This is a genomic window from Thermodesulforhabdus norvegica (assembly GCF_900114975.1).
GTDB classification, from domain to species: Bacteria; Desulfobacterota; Syntrophobacteria; order Syntrophobacterales; family Thermodesulforhabdaceae; genus Thermodesulforhabdus; species Thermodesulforhabdus norvegica.
The window spans coordinates 153,565-168,035 of sequence record NZ_FOUU01000006.1 but is presented as its reverse complement, the minus strand read 5'-3'; the positions used below and the strand labels follow the sequence as shown (position 1 = coordinate 168,035).

Annotated in this window: 13 protein-coding genes and 1 tRNA gene; 10 read left to right on the top strand and 4 right to left on the bottom strand. The window is 49.5% G+C overall.

All coding sequences use genetic code 11. The features are described from left to right. Window positions 1-137: 137 nt before the first annotated feature. Entirely contained in the window at window positions 138-941 is an 804-nt protein-coding gene (gene surE / locus BM091_RS09835) for a 5'/3'-nucleotidase SurE (RefSeq protein WP_093395395.1), read from the top strand. Window positions 942-1,450: 509 nt separating this feature from the next. Here surE and BM091_RS09825 read toward each other — a convergent pair. The 4 genes from BM091_RS09825 to BM091_RS09810 are packed head-to-tail and all read right to left on the bottom strand — an operon-like array spanning window position 1,451 to window position 6,061. After that, window positions 1,451-2,356: an SPOR domain-containing protein gene (locus BM091_RS09825; RefSeq protein ID WP_093395392.1), complete on the bottom strand. Its 906-nt coding sequence runs from the start codon at window positions 2,354-2,356 to the stop codon at window positions 1,451-1,453. A gap of 22 nt (window positions 2,357-2,378) precedes the next feature. Beyond that, the gene (locus BM091_RS09820; protein ID WP_093395391.1) at window positions 2,379-3,569 is read right to left on the bottom strand and encodes a pyridoxal phosphate-dependent aminotransferase; all 1,191 of its coding nucleotides are present in this window, start codon (window positions 3,567-3,569) and stop codon (window positions 2,379-2,381) included. Window positions 3,570-3,580: 11 nt separating this feature from the next. Further along, the gene (gene feoB, locus BM091_RS09815; protein WP_093395389.1) at window positions 3,581-5,809 is read right to left on the bottom strand and encodes a ferrous iron transport protein B; all 2,229 of its coding nucleotides are present in this window, start codon (window positions 5,807-5,809) and stop codon (window positions 3,581-3,583) included. A 21-nt stretch (window positions 5,810-5,830) separates the two neighbouring features. Next, window positions 5,831-6,061: a FeoA family protein gene (locus BM091_RS09810; protein ID WP_093395388.1), complete on the bottom strand. Its 231-nt coding sequence runs from the start codon at window positions 6,059-6,061 to the stop codon at window positions 5,831-5,833. Window positions 6,062-6,295: 234 nt separating this feature from the next. Here BM091_RS09810 and serA point away from each other — a divergent pair, with 234 nt between their 5' ends. From serA to BM091_RS09765, 9 genes are all read left to right on the top strand, one after another. Continuing rightward, entirely contained in the window at window positions 6,296-7,882 is a 1,587-nt protein-coding gene (serA, locus tag BM091_RS09805) for a phosphoglycerate dehydrogenase (RefSeq protein WP_093395386.1), read from the top strand. A gap of 22 nt (window positions 7,883-7,904) precedes the next feature. Further along, entirely contained in the window at window positions 7,905-8,333 is a 429-nt protein-coding gene (locus BM091_RS09800) for a DUF1844 domain-containing protein (RefSeq protein WP_093395385.1), read from the top strand. Between the two features lie 13 nt (window positions 8,334-8,346). Further along, window positions 8,347-9,225: a 4-(cytidine 5'-diphospho)-2-C-methyl-D-erythritol kinase gene (gene ispE / locus BM091_RS09795; RefSeq protein ID WP_093395383.1), complete on the top strand. Its 879-nt coding sequence runs from the start codon at window positions 8,347-8,349 to the stop codon at window positions 9,223-9,225. Between the two features lie 16 nt (window positions 9,226-9,241). Then, a tRNA-Gln gene (locus tag BM091_RS09790) sits at window positions 9,242-9,316 on the top strand. Between the two features lie 21 nt (window positions 9,317-9,337). Beyond that, window positions 9,338-10,285, top strand: coding sequence for a ribose-phosphate diphosphokinase (locus BM091_RS09785; protein ID WP_093395382.1), 948 nt, complete (start codon window positions 9,338-9,340; stop codon window positions 10,283-10,285). Between the two features lie 24 nt (window positions 10,286-10,309). Next, window positions 10,310-10,939 carry a 50S ribosomal protein L25/general stress protein Ctc gene (locus BM091_RS09780; RefSeq protein WP_093395380.1) on the top strand — a complete coding sequence of 210 codons (630 nt, stop codon included), beginning with the start codon at window positions 10,310-10,312 and terminating at the stop codon, window positions 10,937-10,939. A 24-nt stretch (window positions 10,940-10,963) separates the two neighbouring features. Further along, window positions 10,964-11,536, top strand: a complete 573-nt coding sequence (gene pth, locus BM091_RS09775; protein WP_093395378.1) for an aminoacyl-tRNA hydrolase — start codon at window positions 10,964-10,966, stop codon at window positions 11,534-11,536. Window positions 11,537-11,602: 66 nt separating this feature from the next. Beyond that, window positions 11,603-13,597, top strand: a complete 1,995-nt coding sequence (locus BM091_RS09770) for a sodium-translocating pyrophosphatase (protein WP_093395377.1) — start codon at window positions 11,603-11,605, stop codon at window positions 13,595-13,597. A gap of 426 nt (window positions 13,598-14,023) precedes the next feature. Further along, the gene (locus tag BM091_RS09765; RefSeq protein WP_093395375.1) at window positions 14,024-14,380 is read left to right on the top strand and encodes a hypothetical protein; all 357 of its coding nucleotides are present in this window, start codon (window positions 14,024-14,026) and stop codon (window positions 14,378-14,380) included. The last annotated feature ends 91 nt before the right edge of the window (window positions 14,381-14,471 follow it).

Sequence of the window (14,471 nt, the reverse complement as noted above, 5' to 3'; positions counted from 1 at the left end):
GGTGCGGTGTCGCTCAAAAGCCTGGAAGCCGCCCTTTTGAACCGCGTCCCTCCCGGAACGGAAGAACTTAACCGCAAGGCCCTTGAACTGGGTATCCATCTTGCGAAAGGCTACCTTCATGGAGAGGGTAACGAAAAATGAAAATTCTTGTTACCAATGATGACGGCATATATGCAAAAGGTATAGAGGTGTTATGTGAGATTCTCAAAGAAGATCACGAGGTTCACGTGGTTGCTCCGGAAACCGAACAGAGTGCCGTGGGACATGCAATTACCTTTCTCGATCCCCTGAGAGTCCGTCCCATCAAAAGGAACGGCGTTTTTTTCGGGTACGCCGTAAATGGGACGCCGGCAGACTGCGTGAAGCTTGCTGTAAGAGAGCTCATGGCAGAGCCACCGGATATGGTTATATCGGGCATAAATATGGGAGCAAATGTGGGAGAAAATGTGATATATTCGGGCACAGTCTCGGCTGCCACGGAAGCTGCCATGCTGGGGTTTCCTTCTATGGCCGTTTCAATTGATGCTTATCCGGCAACGGACTACAGTGCCGCCAGGCAGTATCTGCCCCTGATTGTGGAAAAACTCAAAACCCGGCCCTTGCCCCCAGGAATTTCACTGAACGTAAACATTCCCCACCTTCCTGCATCAGAAGTTAGGGGAATCAGGATAACCCGTCAGGGACATCTTCGCTATAAGGAGCGCTACGATCGAAGGGTTGATCCGAGAAACCGGGTGTATTACTGGCTGTGTAGCCAGACCATTGAGCATGACGGGGATCCCAACTCGGATTCTCGAGCTCTTGCCGAGGGGTATATTACCATCACGCCTATTCACTACGACCTGACCCACTATCAAACCTATGAAATGTTGAAAAAACAGGATTGGGAAACCACCTTTGAGGTTGCTCATGGACGGAAAATGTCGGTTTCATCCCGATAGACCGGCTTATGTCGTTTGCGAGAAGTTTAAATACGGTTATTGCTCCGAATGCCTCCAAAATTGCAATGCCTGTACGGATCCAAAGCTTTACTGCAGGCATCGTACTTACTGCATAATATGGGAACAATGTAGAAAAAAGGTGGCTTCTTCGCGTAAATGAATTAGAAGCTTTCACGCTTCTTATGGGGCATAAGCTCGGAGTACTCCTCCTGCCGCCTTTTTAACAGGAAAGTTTTCTTTGAGTGGATTCAGCGTTGCGTTGTGATTTTTGTCGTACTTGGTCAATAATGGTTTCGCTTTTTACTTTTTTGCCCGTTATCTCTTTTTGCCGTTGTTCCACTTTTTATCCGGAGCTTTTGCCCGTTCTTTCTTCGGATAGAGCTCGAATCTGAAATCTTTATGCGAGGCTACCCCTTTTTGAGTTTCTATTTACGCCTGAGTTCAGGCGTTCAAATGCTTCTTACTAAGAGAATAGAATTGAGGCAATTTTGCCCTTAAGCTGAAGCGTATCAGCGAGGCCGTACAATAATGGGTTTGTCTCCCACGATTTTTTCCAGTTTTTGTTCTTCTTTTTGAACTTCAGCATAGGATCCCTCAAAGGGAATTCTTACCAGATATAGCTGTCCCAAACGAGTATGATGAACCTTGTGAATTACCACCGGGTATCCCATCTTCTGAAGCCGGGACTTGAGAGCCGAAGCGTTGGCTTCCTGGCTAAAAGCTCCGACCTGTATAAAGTAGTCAGGGTTGGAGATTACCGGTTTTTTATCGGATTTTGGGGAGGTCTCATTCTCAGAAGATGAGCTCGTTGCCTTAGGCTCAGGCCGGGCGTTAGCAGATTTTTCTCCGCTGGCACGATATCCGCTTTCTCTTTCCTTAAGCATTTGATAAAGATCGTGAGTGTCCCCGGATTGGGTATTACTCAGTTCCGGTGATTGTATCTTTGCCAGGACGCCCATATCCTTAAGCCCTTCTTCAGAAACGGCTTTTTTCGCTTCTTCTTCACGGGCTTCTCTCTGCTGCTCTGCTCTGGCCGCCATTTCATAAGGGTTGACCTGCGCCGATGGTTGTCCCTGATACTGCTGAGGGATCTTTCCGCCAACTTCCGGCTGTGTTTCCAGGGGCTTGATAGAAATTGCCTCCTTTGTGGGTGCTTCTTGAGCCTCCTCGCCCGATTCCTCGATTGCTCTCGGTACCTGCTTAACAATCCCCTGAAGCCTGGGGATTTTTCCCGTTGTCAGTACTCTGCCGTTTTCCGATTGCCTATCCTGCTTGTGACTTCTGAAGGGATACTGCGTCCAGAGTATGGGAATCATCAGGAGTATCAACATCATTGCGGCAATTATCCAGAAAAGCCCTTTATGTTCGCCTGTACGATTTTCCGACCTTCTTCTTATGTAAATTTTTCTGGTCATCCGATAATCCTGCAACGCTTTCTTAACTGTTGCTTAAAGCTTTTTTATACGCCTTCTCAAATCCATTAAAAGATCTGGATATAACTTCATCGTCAACGCAAAAAGCTATGCGAAAGTAGCCGGGTTTTCCAAAGCCCGAACCGGGAACAACGAGAATGAGTTCCTCCTGCAACATCCTTACAAACTCCACATCGTCTGGAACAGGAGATTTCGGAAAAAGATAAAAAGCTCCCTTCGGGACAATGAATTCATATCCTATTTCTTTCATGGCGGCAACGAGCATGTCCCTCTTTTTCTGATAAGTCATCGGATCCACGGTTATACCCTGCAGTCTTGCAACGAGCCTCTGCATAAAAGCCGGGGCATTTACAAAGCCGAGAATACGGTTGGCGAGCACAAGCGCCCCCAGCAGACTGTCCTTTTTCTCCATTTCGGGATGCACAGCCAGGTAGCCGATTCTTTCGCCTGCCAGACATAGATCCTTGGAGTATGATGTGGCGATAATGCTTCGGGAGTAGAATTTAAGCACGGAAGGAACCTCGATTCCGTCAAAGGCTATGTTACGATAAGGCTCGTCGGAAACTATATAGATGGGGCGGTTCAGGTCTGTGGATCTTTTCGAAAGGATTTCGGAAATGTCTCTCAAAAGGGCCTCACCGTATACCTGACCGGTTGGATTGTTCGGAGAATTCAGTATAAGAACCTTGGTCTTGGGTGAAATGGCATTCTCCAGGGCATCCAGATCCGGAAGAAAATCGTCAGTCGTGGGAATCGGTTTAAGAATCCCACCGTGGTTGTCGGCGTAAAACCCGTATTCTACGAAGTAAGGTGCAGGAACGAGTACCTCGTCTCCGGGGTCAAGCAGAGCCTTCAGTATCACGTTCATTGCCCCTGCCGCTCCACAGGTCATTACTATGTCTTCTGCGGTAAAAGAGACGCCGTGCACCGGGGATATGTATTCGGCAATGGCCTCCCGTACTTCGGGCAGACCCGCATTGGGCATGTAGCCGTGGGATGCGCCCGTGCTTGACTTTGCGAGGTTTACCAGTTCCTGATGGACGACTTCTGGCGGATATACGTTCGGGTTCCCCAAACTGAAGTCGCAGACTCTATCGCTTCCGTAAATTGCCCTGAGCCTGGCACCTTCTTCAAACATCTTCCTTATCCAGCTACTTTGCTCCATAAACTTTAGCATCTTTGCCGCCGCTCCCATAGCCACCTCCGCTAATGTGCTAAAAACAAACAGCCTCCCTGGTAGATTAAAGTTGCAACAATAAATGCCACAGCCGTATTGAAAAGGACAGAGAAAATCGCCCACTTTATACTTCCCGTTTCTTTCGCAATGCATGCAACGGTTGCAAGACAGGGCGAGTACAGCATTACGAAGAGGAGAAAGGCCCATGCTTTGACCATTGTCCATGACGGATCGTTCCGGAGCCTTGTGCTAAGGCCTCCGCCGTTTTCCGAATCCGTGATCGAATAAGCCGTTCCCATTGTCGATACTATGACTTCTTTGGCAGCAAAGCCTCCCAGAAGTGCAATATTGGTCTTCCAATCGAATCCACAGAGTTTGGTGATCGATGTCAGCGAACGACCTATACGGCTTGCAAAGGAGTTGTAGAATATTGCTCGATTTTCCTCTTCTTTCAACTCTATAAGCTCATCTACCGTGGATTTGTATTCCTCCGGAACGTTCTTTCTTTCCAGATTGCCCCTGTTGAGCTCGGTTCGAAGGTCTTCCGGAAGCTTTTGCAGGAGAGTTGCCCGTCTCTCGTTAATTGCAGCCTTTTCTTCATCGGGGAGGCCCGGGAAGGTCATGAGAGCCCACAGCAGTATGGATATGGCTAAAATAATGGTACCGGCTTTTCTGATGTACTGCCAGGTTCTTTCCCATGTGTGTATCATCAGGCCCTTGAAGGTCGGCAATCGGTAGGTCGGCAGTTCGAGAAGAAAAGGAGTGGGTGGACCTTTGAGAATTGTGGATCTTAGCACCCATGCCATCACGAGGGCAATCAACCAGGCCAGGAGGGTCAGGAAGAGCATGACCTGTGCATGATGGCCGGGAAAGAAGGCCGCTATTATGACGGCATAAACAGGCAATTTAGCCCCGCAGTTCATAAAAGGGGTTGTTAGGATTGTGGCCATTCTTTCTCTTGAACTTCTCAACGTTCTTGTGGCCATAACACCGGGTACGGCGCATCCTCCCGCTATGCCTCCTCCGACGATGAAGGCCATAACAGAGTTGCCGTGAAGACCGAAGGTGCGGAATATTCTGTCTAACATGTAGGCAACCCGGGCCAGGTAACCCGTGTCTTCAAGAAAGGCAATACAGAGAAACATCAGTAAGATTATGGGGATGAAGCCCAACACGGCGCCCACTCCTCCAACGACCCCGTCCACGATTAGGGACTGCAGGGGTCCCGGGGGCAGGTGCTTTTCGAGAAAAGCGGCAAAAAGCTCAAAAGCGGCTTCGAGCCAGATGACCGGTTTTTCACTATAAGTGAAGGTTATTGTATAGGTAGCATAAAGAACCCCGATCATGATAAGGGGGCCGAAAAAACGGTTCGTCACCACACGGTCGATTTTGTCCGTTAACTCCCGAACGTCCGTTGATACTGGGTAGCGAACAACATCTTTCTTCAAAAGGGCGCTTATGTAGCCGTATCTATGGTCGGCAATGATCGCTTCAGGATAGGTGTCCAGTGTCTTCATAAGGTGATCTGTCAGGTCTCCGGCAATTTTCTTTAGCTCTTCAGAAACGGTTTTGTCATATAGATCACCTTTTTTGATTATCTGCTCGTCTTCTTCCAGATACTTCAGGGCAACCCATCTGGGAGGGTAGAGGCCGGTGAGAAAGCCCTTCTCCATGATGATTTTTTCCATTTTGTCGAGTGTGGGATCTATATCAGGGCCGTAGGAGAGCAGGTCGCCCGAGAGGCATCTCCCGGATTGAGTATTGCAAAAGTGGGTTATCGTCTTAAGAAGATCTTCTTTTCCCCTTCCTGTCCGGGCCACCATGGGGACTACCGGAATGCCGAGCCTCTGAGACAGCTTATCCACGTCGATCTGAATACCGTGCTTTTCTGCAAGATCCATCATGTTCAAGGCGAGGACAACGGGCATGCCCAGTTCCAGGAGTTGAACCGTCAGGTAGAGATGCCTTTCGAGGTTAACGGCGTCGACGATATTGACGACGCAGTGCGGCTTTTCGTCCACCAGAAAGTTTCTTGCCACAATCTCCTCCAGGGAGTAGGCCGTGAGCGAGTAAATTCCAGGGAGGTCGACGATGCGAAGTCTGATGCCGTCGTATTCCGTAATGCCTTCTTTCTTTTCCACGGTAACCCCTGGATAATTGCTCACGTGCTGTCTTGACCCGGTAAGTTCGTTGAAAAGTGTGGATTTTCCGCAATTGGGATTACCCGCCAGAGCAATAAGAAACTCCCTGTTTTTCATGTCAGCACCCCCGTCGGCAAGCTAATCAACCTCCACGTCGATGTAGTCGGCTTCGTTGTTTCTGAGGGTGAGCGTGAAGTTTCTGACTTTAATTGCTACGGGATCTCTGAGAGGAGCCCGCCCTTGAATCTCAATAACCGTTCCTGGAGTAAGTCCCATGTCCCGTATCCGCCTTCCCAGCTCCCCTGTGGCCCTGATCCGTCGTATCACACCCTTCTGGTGTTCTTTCATCTGCCTCATGGGAATGATCATTCGATCCTCCTCAAATTTAGGGATTCCTAACCGTGACCGTCATTAACTAAAATGATCCTTCCCTTAGGTCAAGATAAAGTTTCCACAGCTCCCACACGGCCGATTTGCAGCTCCCTGCAAGCCCGTGACAATCACCTTATTGTGTCTTGTATTTTGAAAGTAATGATGCTAAATAAGCCGAACCAGTTATAAGTTTCGGGAAATAAAAGAAAAATATGGTTGGAGGACTGAACCATGTATAAGATTCTTGTAAGCGATCCCCTCGCCGAGGCGGGGATAGAGAAGTTGATGTCTGTTCCGGAATTTGAGGTCGAAGTCAACACCAGCCTGACCCATGAAGAACTCCGCGAAGTCGTCAAGGAATGTGACGCCCTTGTTATAAGGAGCAGTACGAAGGTCACCAGAGATGTGATAGAGGCAGGGGACAGGCTTAAGGTTATAGCTAGAGCCGGAATAGGCCTTGATAATGTGGATATAGATGCGGCAACCCGTAAGGGTATAGTCGTTATGAACACGCCCGAGGGCAACGTTATCACCACTGCCGAACACACTATAGCTCTTCTTCTTGCGGTTAGCCGGAATATACCTCAGGCCGATGCTTCTCTCAAAGCGGGTAAATGGGAAAAGAAAAAGTTCAGGGGAAAGGAGGTCTTCAACAAGGTTCTTGGTATCATCGGAGTGGGTCGAATTGGTCGTGTAGTAGCCGACCGTGCCAAGGGCCTTAAGATGCAGGTAATAGCCTACGACCCTTACATCAGTTCGGATGTTGTGGAAAGACTCGGTATTGAAGCCGTAAGCCTGGACGAGCTCCTTGCGAGGTCGGATTATATCACCGTCCATACGCCCCTTACTCAGGAAACCCGAAATTTACTGAACAAAGATGCATTCAAGAAAATGAAAAAAGGCGTCTTCATAATAAATTGCGCCCGTGGAGGAATAGTGAACGAGGAGGATCTTGCAGAGGCAATAAAGGAAGGTATTGTAGCCGGTGCTGCCATTGACGTTTTCACCGTGGAACCTCCGCCTCCTGACCATCCTTTGCTCAATCTTGAAAAGGTCGTTCTAACGCCTCACCTGGGGGCCTCCACCGATGAGGCTCAGGAGAATGTTGCCATTGCGGTAGCGGATCAGGTTATCGACTACCTTTTGAAGGGAACCATAAGGAATGCAATTAATGCGCCGACCATAGACGGAGAGGTGCTCGCCAATCTCAGACCTTATCTCACTTTATCTGAAAAGCTGGGGTGTCTGGTGTCTCAGATTACCCGTGGAGCCCCCGTGGAAATCGGGATCGAGTACGTCGGTGACGTAACGGACCTGGACAGGCAACCTCTTACAATTTCTATTGTAAAAGGGCTTCTCAGTACCTATATGGGTGACGAGGTCAACTTCGTTAACGCCGTGGCTCTTGCAAGGGAAAGAAACATTAGCATAAGGGAGACGACACGCGGAGAGGCGGAAGATTTTACCAACCTTGTAATAGTAAGGCTCAAAACTTCGGAAGATGAAAACATTGTGGCCGGAACGATTTTCGGCAAACGTGATGCGCGCCTTGTGCGTATCAACGACTTCCGCCTTGAGGCGGAAATGGAAGGAAATCTTCTGCTCATCTACAACATAGACACCCCCGGCACCATCGGAGCAATAGGAACCTGCCTGGGTAATCATAACATCAACATATCAATGATGGACGTGGGTCAGGTTCTTGAAAAAGGCCAGAACATCATCCTTTTGAGAACCGATACGCCTGTGCCCGATCATGTTATAAAGGAGTTGTTGAGCCTGAAAAATGTCGAATATGTTCAGCGACTTTATCTTTAAGTGTCAGATCGGGAGGGACGTAATGGGCGAAAAAGAGGAAAAAGGCTTTGTTTTTCGGGATCGCAGAAAGATTCGTCTTGACGAGTTGAATTCCGAAAGTGGTGGCGGAGAAAAAGTCGAGGAGCTCTCAAAGGAAGAAGAAGCCAGGGCCAGGAAGGAATACGACGATGCATCAAAACAGCAACGGGCTTCGGAAGAAACGCAACTTCCCAAGGTGACCTTCTCGACTTTCATATTTTCGCTGGCCTCTTCTGCTCTTGTGCATCTGGGAGAAGTTCCCGATCCGGTTTCCAAGAAAAAGGAAGTTAACATATCCATGGCCAGGCACATTATTGATACGCTTGCAATGATTGAAGAAAAAACAAAGGGCAATCTGGATCGTGATGAGGAACAGCTTTTAAAAACCCTTCTTTACGATCTCAGAATCAAGTTCGTGCAGAAGTGTTCGTAAATCCGAGGTGCCGATGCTTGAGGTGGTAACCCGAATTCCTGCCAAGGTTAACCTTGCCCTTAAGGTCATCGGAAAGCGTTCCGATGGGTACCATGATATCTGGAGTATTATGGTACCCATATCGGTTTTCGATGAAGTTCGTTTGATCCTTGATGACGGTACCAGCGGCGTCTCCGTTGAGTGCAACCTTGAGGGTGTTCCCCCGGGAGAGAATAATCTTGCCGTAAAGGCTTTCAAAGCCTATAAGAATGCTGCCAAATGGCCCGATGAAAATAAGGGAGTGAGAATAAAGCTGGAGAAAGAAATACCGGTTGGGGCCGGTCTTGGAGGAGGAAGTGCCAATGCGGCCGCTGTGATTCTGTTGCTTGACAGGCTAAACCCTCGACCTCTGGGAGATGAACTGCTCAGGTCAACGGCAGCATCCGTTGGCGCCGATGTACCTTTTTTTCTTCAGGGGCAACCCTGCATAGCCGAAGGCATTGGAGATCGTCTGACGCCTTTATCAAAAATCGAACCCTATTCACTGGTTTTAATTAAGCCGCCTTTTACCGTTTCTACCGCCTGGGCTTACGGAAGTTTGGAATTGACAGAGACGGACGATTTCTTTATGAAAAAAAAGGTTAAAGAAAAAGGCCTGAATGTACCTGAAGCACTGGTTAACGATCTGGAGCGCGTAACGCTGGTGAGGTATCCGGTTCTTGCTGAAATAAAGGAATGGCTGAAGAAGAAGGGTGCAGAGGGGTCTTTGATGAGCGGGAGTGGGCCGACGGTATTCGGGCTTTTCCGGAATCATGAGGAAGCTCTTCGAGTTGCCGGGGAAGCAGGTCAGGTGTGGGGAAAGAATTACTGGATCCGGGCGGCTTCTATTATAAGTGAAGCATATAAAACCTGATAACCCATTGCTCGGTTGGGGTGTCGCCAAGCGGTAAGGCACGGGTCTTTGGAACCCGCATTCGGAGGTTCGAATCCTCCCACCCCAGCCATTATTTTTGTTTGAGGGGGCAATGAGGGAGGGAGAGTTCAGGATTTTCTCGGGTAACGCAAATCCGGCACTGGCCGAAGCGGTCTGTGGTGAGCTGGGGGTTGAGCTGGGCAGGGCTCTGGTGACGACTTTTGCCGATGGGGAGATTCGAGTTGAAATTGAGGAGAATGTGAGGGGACGAGATGTCTATGTCGTTCAGTCTCTTTGTTGCCCTGTTAATTCCTATGTAATAGAGCTTCTTCTGATGATTGATGCTTTGAAGAGGGCTTCGGCCGATCGTGTTACCGCCGTAATCCCCTATTATGCATACGGACGCAGGGACAAGAAGGACAAACCCAGAGTGCCCATAACGGGGCGGATGCTGGCAAACCTTCTGGAAGAGGCCGGGGTTGATCATGTGGTGGCCCTGGATTTTCACTCCGGCCAGACCATGGGTTTTTTTAAGGTTCCCGTTGATCACGTTACGGCTTTGAATGTTTTCGTTGAGCACGCAAGGAAGAATCTTCCCGAAGGAAGTATAGTTGTCGCCCCCGATGCCGCCGGAGTAAGGCGTGCCAGATCTTTTGCCACGGCGCTTAACCTGGAAATGGCCATAATGGACGAAAGGGATATGGGGGCACCCTGGGAGCCCCGCATAGTCGGAGATGTGCGGGATAAGTATGTCGTGCTTTTCGACGATATCGTGGATACGGGCCGCACGATAGAACGAGTTTCCGAAGCCGCTCATCGGGCCGGTGCGCTGTCGGTTATGGCTTACAGCGTCCATGGCATCTTCTCCGCTGGATGCGAGGAACGGTTGAGAAGATCTGCTTTAAAGTGTCTTGTGGTGACCGACAGTGTGGTGCCCTACACAAACCCGGATACGCTGGGAGTCCCGATAGAATATGTAAGTGTAGCAGGGGTACTTGCAAAGGCCATTAGAGCACTTCACTGTGGGGAAACTCTCGAAGCCGAGCTGTGTTTTATTTAACACGAGAAGGAGGAAGATCAAAAGATGGCATGGGAACTTGTTGCTGAAGAACGAAGGGTTTCCGGAAAAGGAGCCGCAAGAAAATTGAGAAGAATGGACAAAATTCCCGGTGTTGTTTACGGACCTGCAGTGGATAAGCCTCTTCCGGTTATCGTACCGGGAAACAAACTGAAAAAGCTTATTTATGAATTTGGAGAAGAGACCAAGGTTGTTGACCTGGTCATTAAGCAGGTTGACGGAGGAGAAAGGCGTGAGCAGGTAATAATCAAGGATATTCAGGTCCATCCTTACAGGCGTATGCTTTTGCATGCCGACTTTTATGCCCTTGCCGCCGATCAGGACGTTGATGTGGATGTTCCCGTAGAAATTGTGGGAGAAGCCAAAGGGGTTAAAAAAGGCGGTGTTCTTAACGTCGTTCTCCACAGTCTGTTGATCAGATGCTTGCCCAAAGACATACCCGAAAAAATAGAAGTCGATGTCAGCGAGCTGGATATTGGAGACGTAATTCACGTAGAAGATATAAAGGATAGGTTTTCTTTTAAGATCCTTAGTGCCATGGATGCTCCCATTGTTGCCGTAACCCCACCTGAGGGAGAGGAGGCTCCGGCGGAGGGAGAATCTGAAGAAGAGGGTGGTGAGGCTTCCGGCGAGTAATATATCAGCCCTCGGGAAGGACTCATGTGGCTTATCGTTGGGCTCGGGAATCCGGGCCCCGAGTATAGTTTCACGAGGCATAATGTCGGATTTCTGGTGGTCGATCTACTGGTGGATCGTCTGACCCTGAGGCAAGAGTTTAAGATGCCCTGGGGGATTGTGAAAAAATGCTTGTGCAAATGTGGAGAAATAGCTATTGTAAAACCCGTCACATATATGAACAGAAGTGGTATTGCCGTTAAAGAAGCCCTTCGATTGCTGGATGTGAATCCGCTGGATGAACTTGTGGTAGTTCACGATGACCTTGATCTTCCTTTGGGGCGTTTAAAGGTGGTCAGGAAGGGTAGTTCTGGGGGGCACAGAGGCGTGCAATCCGTTATAGACAGTCTGGGAACGAATGAATTCGGAAGGGTGAAGATAGGCATCGGACGCCCTCTGTACGGAGAAAGCGTTTACGAATATGTTTTAAGTCCCCCTTATGGGGAGGAAGAAAAGAAATTTTGCGAAATGATCGAAAAGGGGGTGGAAGCGTTAGAGGTTATAGTATCCAGAGGTTTTGATGAGGCCATGAACAGGTTTAACGGCAGGGTGTGGTAGGTAAGGAGTAAATTTTTTGTGCAGGCACGTTAATTTTTGCACAAGTATGAGAGGGAGGTGTGGCACATGGTTTTAAAGTATGTGGATCTTGCTGCAATTTTCGGGGCGGCAGGTTTGCTGCTCGCAGTCATGATTTTTGCCTGGATTAAGAAACAGCCGAATGGAACGGACAGGATGAAAGAACTGGAAGAAATGATCCATGAAGGAGCAATGGCTTTTCTGAAGACCGAATACACGATCCTGGCGGGATTTATCGCCATCGTGTGTGCTCTTCTCTTCTTCTTCATTAACAAGCAGACTGCCATTGCTTATGTTTCGGGTGCTCTCTGCTCGATCCTGGCCGGTTTTACCGGTATGAGTGCAGCTACCCGGGCTAACTCCCGTACTTCCTGGGCGGCCAATCAGTGGGGGCAGGCGAAGGCTCTTATTGTTTCTTACTTTGGCGGTGCCTGCATGGGGCTAGCCGTTGCCAGTTTGGGACTTCTTGGAGTTGGAATCTTCTTCTACCTGTGGGGTAAGGATCCGTCCACGGCAAATTACATTAACGGCTTTGCCATGGGAGCAAGCTCCATAGCCCTCTTCGCCCGTATGGGTGGTGGAATTTACACAAAGGCTGCCGATGTCGGGGCAGACCTTGTTGGTAAGGTGGAAGCCGGAATCCCTGAAGACGACCCCCGTAATCCAGGAGTTATCGCCGACAACGTCGGTGACAATGTGGGTGACATCGCCGGTATGGGTGCCGACATCTTCGAGTCCTATGTAGGGTCCATCATTGCTACCATCGCTATCGCCGCTACGATGTCTCAGGAAGTGCTCGGTGAAGGAGACCGCCTTGCATACATGGCTCTTCCTGTTCTTACCGTAATGGCCGGACTGCTGGCTTCTTTTGTGGGTGTTTTCAGCATTCGGGCCATGGCAAACATGGATCCCCAGAAAGCGCTGAGATACACAACCTTTGTTGCGGCCTTTATTTTCGTAGGTCTTGAATACTGGCTCGTAAAACAAACGGGTGTACGGTTTGGTGTATTCTGGTCGGTTGTGTCGGGTCTTTTGTGCGGTATAGCCATAGGGTTGCTTGCCGAGTACTACACATCGATGAGCCCCATCAGGAAGATTGCCGCTCAGTCCGAAACGGGGCCTGCCACGGTTATTATCGCCGGTCTTGCAGTAGGAATGGAAAGTGTTGCTCTCCCCGTGCTCGGCATCTGCGTTGCCACCTACGTTGCCTATATCACCGGTGGAATCTACGGAATTGGTATCTCCGCGGTTGGAATGCTGGCCACCGTTGGTGCCACGATGACCGTGGACGCTTATGGTCCTATTGCTGACAATGCCGGTGGTATTTCCGAGATGGCAGAGCTGGGTCCTGAAACGAGAGCGATTACGGACAGCCTCGATGCTCTCGGAAATACGACGGCGGCCATAGGTAAGGGGTTTGCTATTGGTGCTGCAGCACTGACGGCCGTTGCTCTGTTTGTGGCCTATACTCAGGCGGCTCAGCTTGAGGTGGTTAACATTACCGATCCTTACGTGATAATAGGTGCCTTCATCGGCGCCATTGTTCCTTTCCTTGTTGCGGCAATGACCATGACGGCAGTGGGCGACGCTGCCTTCGACATGGTTGAAGAAATTCGCCGTCAGTTCAGAGAGATTCCGGGACTTCTTGAAGGTAAGGCGAAACCCGATCCGGCTCGTTGCGTTGCCATAGCAACTCGCGGGGCTCTCAGAAGAATGCTTTTGCCCGGTCTTGTCGGCGTAACAACCCCGGTTCTTGTGGGCTTTATAATCGGCCGTCAGGCTCTGGGTGGAATGCTCCTCGGTGCAACTCTTTCGGGGGTTATGCTGGCTCTGTACATGGCTAATGCTGGTGGTGCATGGGACAATGCCAAAAAGTACATTGAAGCCGGGCACTTTGGCGGTAAGGGTTCGGACAATCATAAGGCGGCCGTTGTTGGCGACACGGTGGGCGATCCCTTCAAGGACACTTCCGGACCCAGCATGAACATCCTCATCAAGCTCATGTCGGTGATTTCACTGGTTATAGCACCGATACTTCTGTAAGAACTCTTTAGCCTCAGATAGCCGGAATTGAAGCCGGATCCCCTGTGGATCCGGCTTTCTTATTGAACAGGGTGCATGGAGTATCACTGTGCCGAAAAGGCGAGAGCCCGATTTTGACCGCTTTTCTCCGAAAACCTCATGTAAAGATATGCTCCAGTGCATTATGCAACTATCTTTTGTCTTCCCGCTTTGCCGTTTTTTCAAAATATTACCTTGCTTTGACCGTAAGTACTCCTACTCAGGTTTTCCATTTTTTGGGAGCGCCTGCCGAAAGTTCTGGGGTTTTTAAAGGCTTATTGTTCCACACAGTGTAACTACATAGTTCAACCTCTTTTTTTCACATGTACAGAAGTGATCTGTAAATGTAACTGCTATGGAAACAAAAGGAACCGAAACGATAATAGCAAGAAAACGGAGTAACACGAAATGTTACTGCTCCCGGTCCTGCCGTATAAAGATCTATCCCAATGCTACTACCGGAAAGACGGGGGATCGGGAAAAAGCGAGGTTGTGACCCGGCAGGCTCACCCGGGCACTGCAGAAGATGTGTTGAGGCTGATTGAAGAAACCCGAAGGCATCAGAAGCCCGGAAAGGTAAGCTCCAGGCAATTTCGCCTTCTCACGGCACTTTTTGAGGTGGCGGAAAGAATTGGGTTGAGGCATATTATAAACAGATCGGTTCCCGGGAAGGTCTGTGGGATCTCGGCGGGGGATTTTGTGCTCATAGCCGCCATACACTGCGTTGGAAATCATCACAGCAAGGCAGGAGCCGGGATGGTATAAGACGGTTTCCCTGGATAGATTATCAAGGCGAAAGAATTTTCCGGCAGGGCTTTCTGGAGGATCTTTGACGGGATAATAAGTGAACTGGGAA

Coding starts and splice junctions, on each gene's coding strand:
- BM091_RS09770 (WP_093395377.1), top strand. CDS start 11,603: ATGGTTTTAAAGTATGTGGATCTTGCTGCAATTTTCGGGGCGGCAGGT.
- surE (WP_093395395.1), top strand. CDS start 138: ATGAAAATTCTTGTTACCAATGATGACGGCATATATGCAAAAGGTATA.
- pth (WP_093395378.1), top strand. CDS start 10,964: ATGTGGCTTATCGTTGGGCTCGGGAATCCGGGCCCCGAGTATAGTTTC.
- BM091_RS09800 (WP_093395385.1), top strand. CDS start 7,905: ATGGGCGAAAAAGAGGAAAAAGGCTTTGTTTTTCGGGATCGCAGAAAG.
- BM091_RS09765 (WP_093395375.1), top strand. CDS start 14,024: ATGTTACTGCTCCCGGTCCTGCCGTATAAAGATCTATCCCAATGCTAC.
- ispE (WP_093395383.1), top strand. CDS start 8,347: ATGCTTGAGGTGGTAACCCGAATTCCTGCCAAGGTTAACCTTGCCCTT.
- BM091_RS09825 (WP_093395392.1), bottom strand. CDS start 2,356: ATGACCAGAAAAATTTACATAAGAAGAAGGTCGGAAAATCGTACAGGC.
- BM091_RS09820 (WP_093395391.1), bottom strand. CDS start 3,569: ATGGGAGCGGCGGCAAAGATGCTAAAGTTTATGGAGCAAAGTAGCTGG.
- BM091_RS09785 (WP_093395382.1), top strand. CDS start 9,338: ATGAGGGAGGGAGAGTTCAGGATTTTCTCGGGTAACGCAAATCCGGCA.
- feoB (WP_093395389.1), bottom strand. CDS start 5,809: ATGAAAAACAGGGAGTTTCTTATTGCTCTGGCGGGTAATCCCAATTGC.
- BM091_RS09780 (WP_093395380.1), top strand. CDS start 10,310: ATGGCATGGGAACTTGTTGCTGAAGAACGAAGGGTTTCCGGAAAAGGA.
- serA (WP_093395386.1), top strand. CDS start 6,296: ATGTATAAGATTCTTGTAAGCGATCCCCTCGCCGAGGCGGGGATAGAG.
- BM091_RS09810 (WP_093395388.1), bottom strand. CDS start 6,061: ATGATCATTCCCATGAGGCAGATGAAAGAACACCAGAAGGGTGTGATA.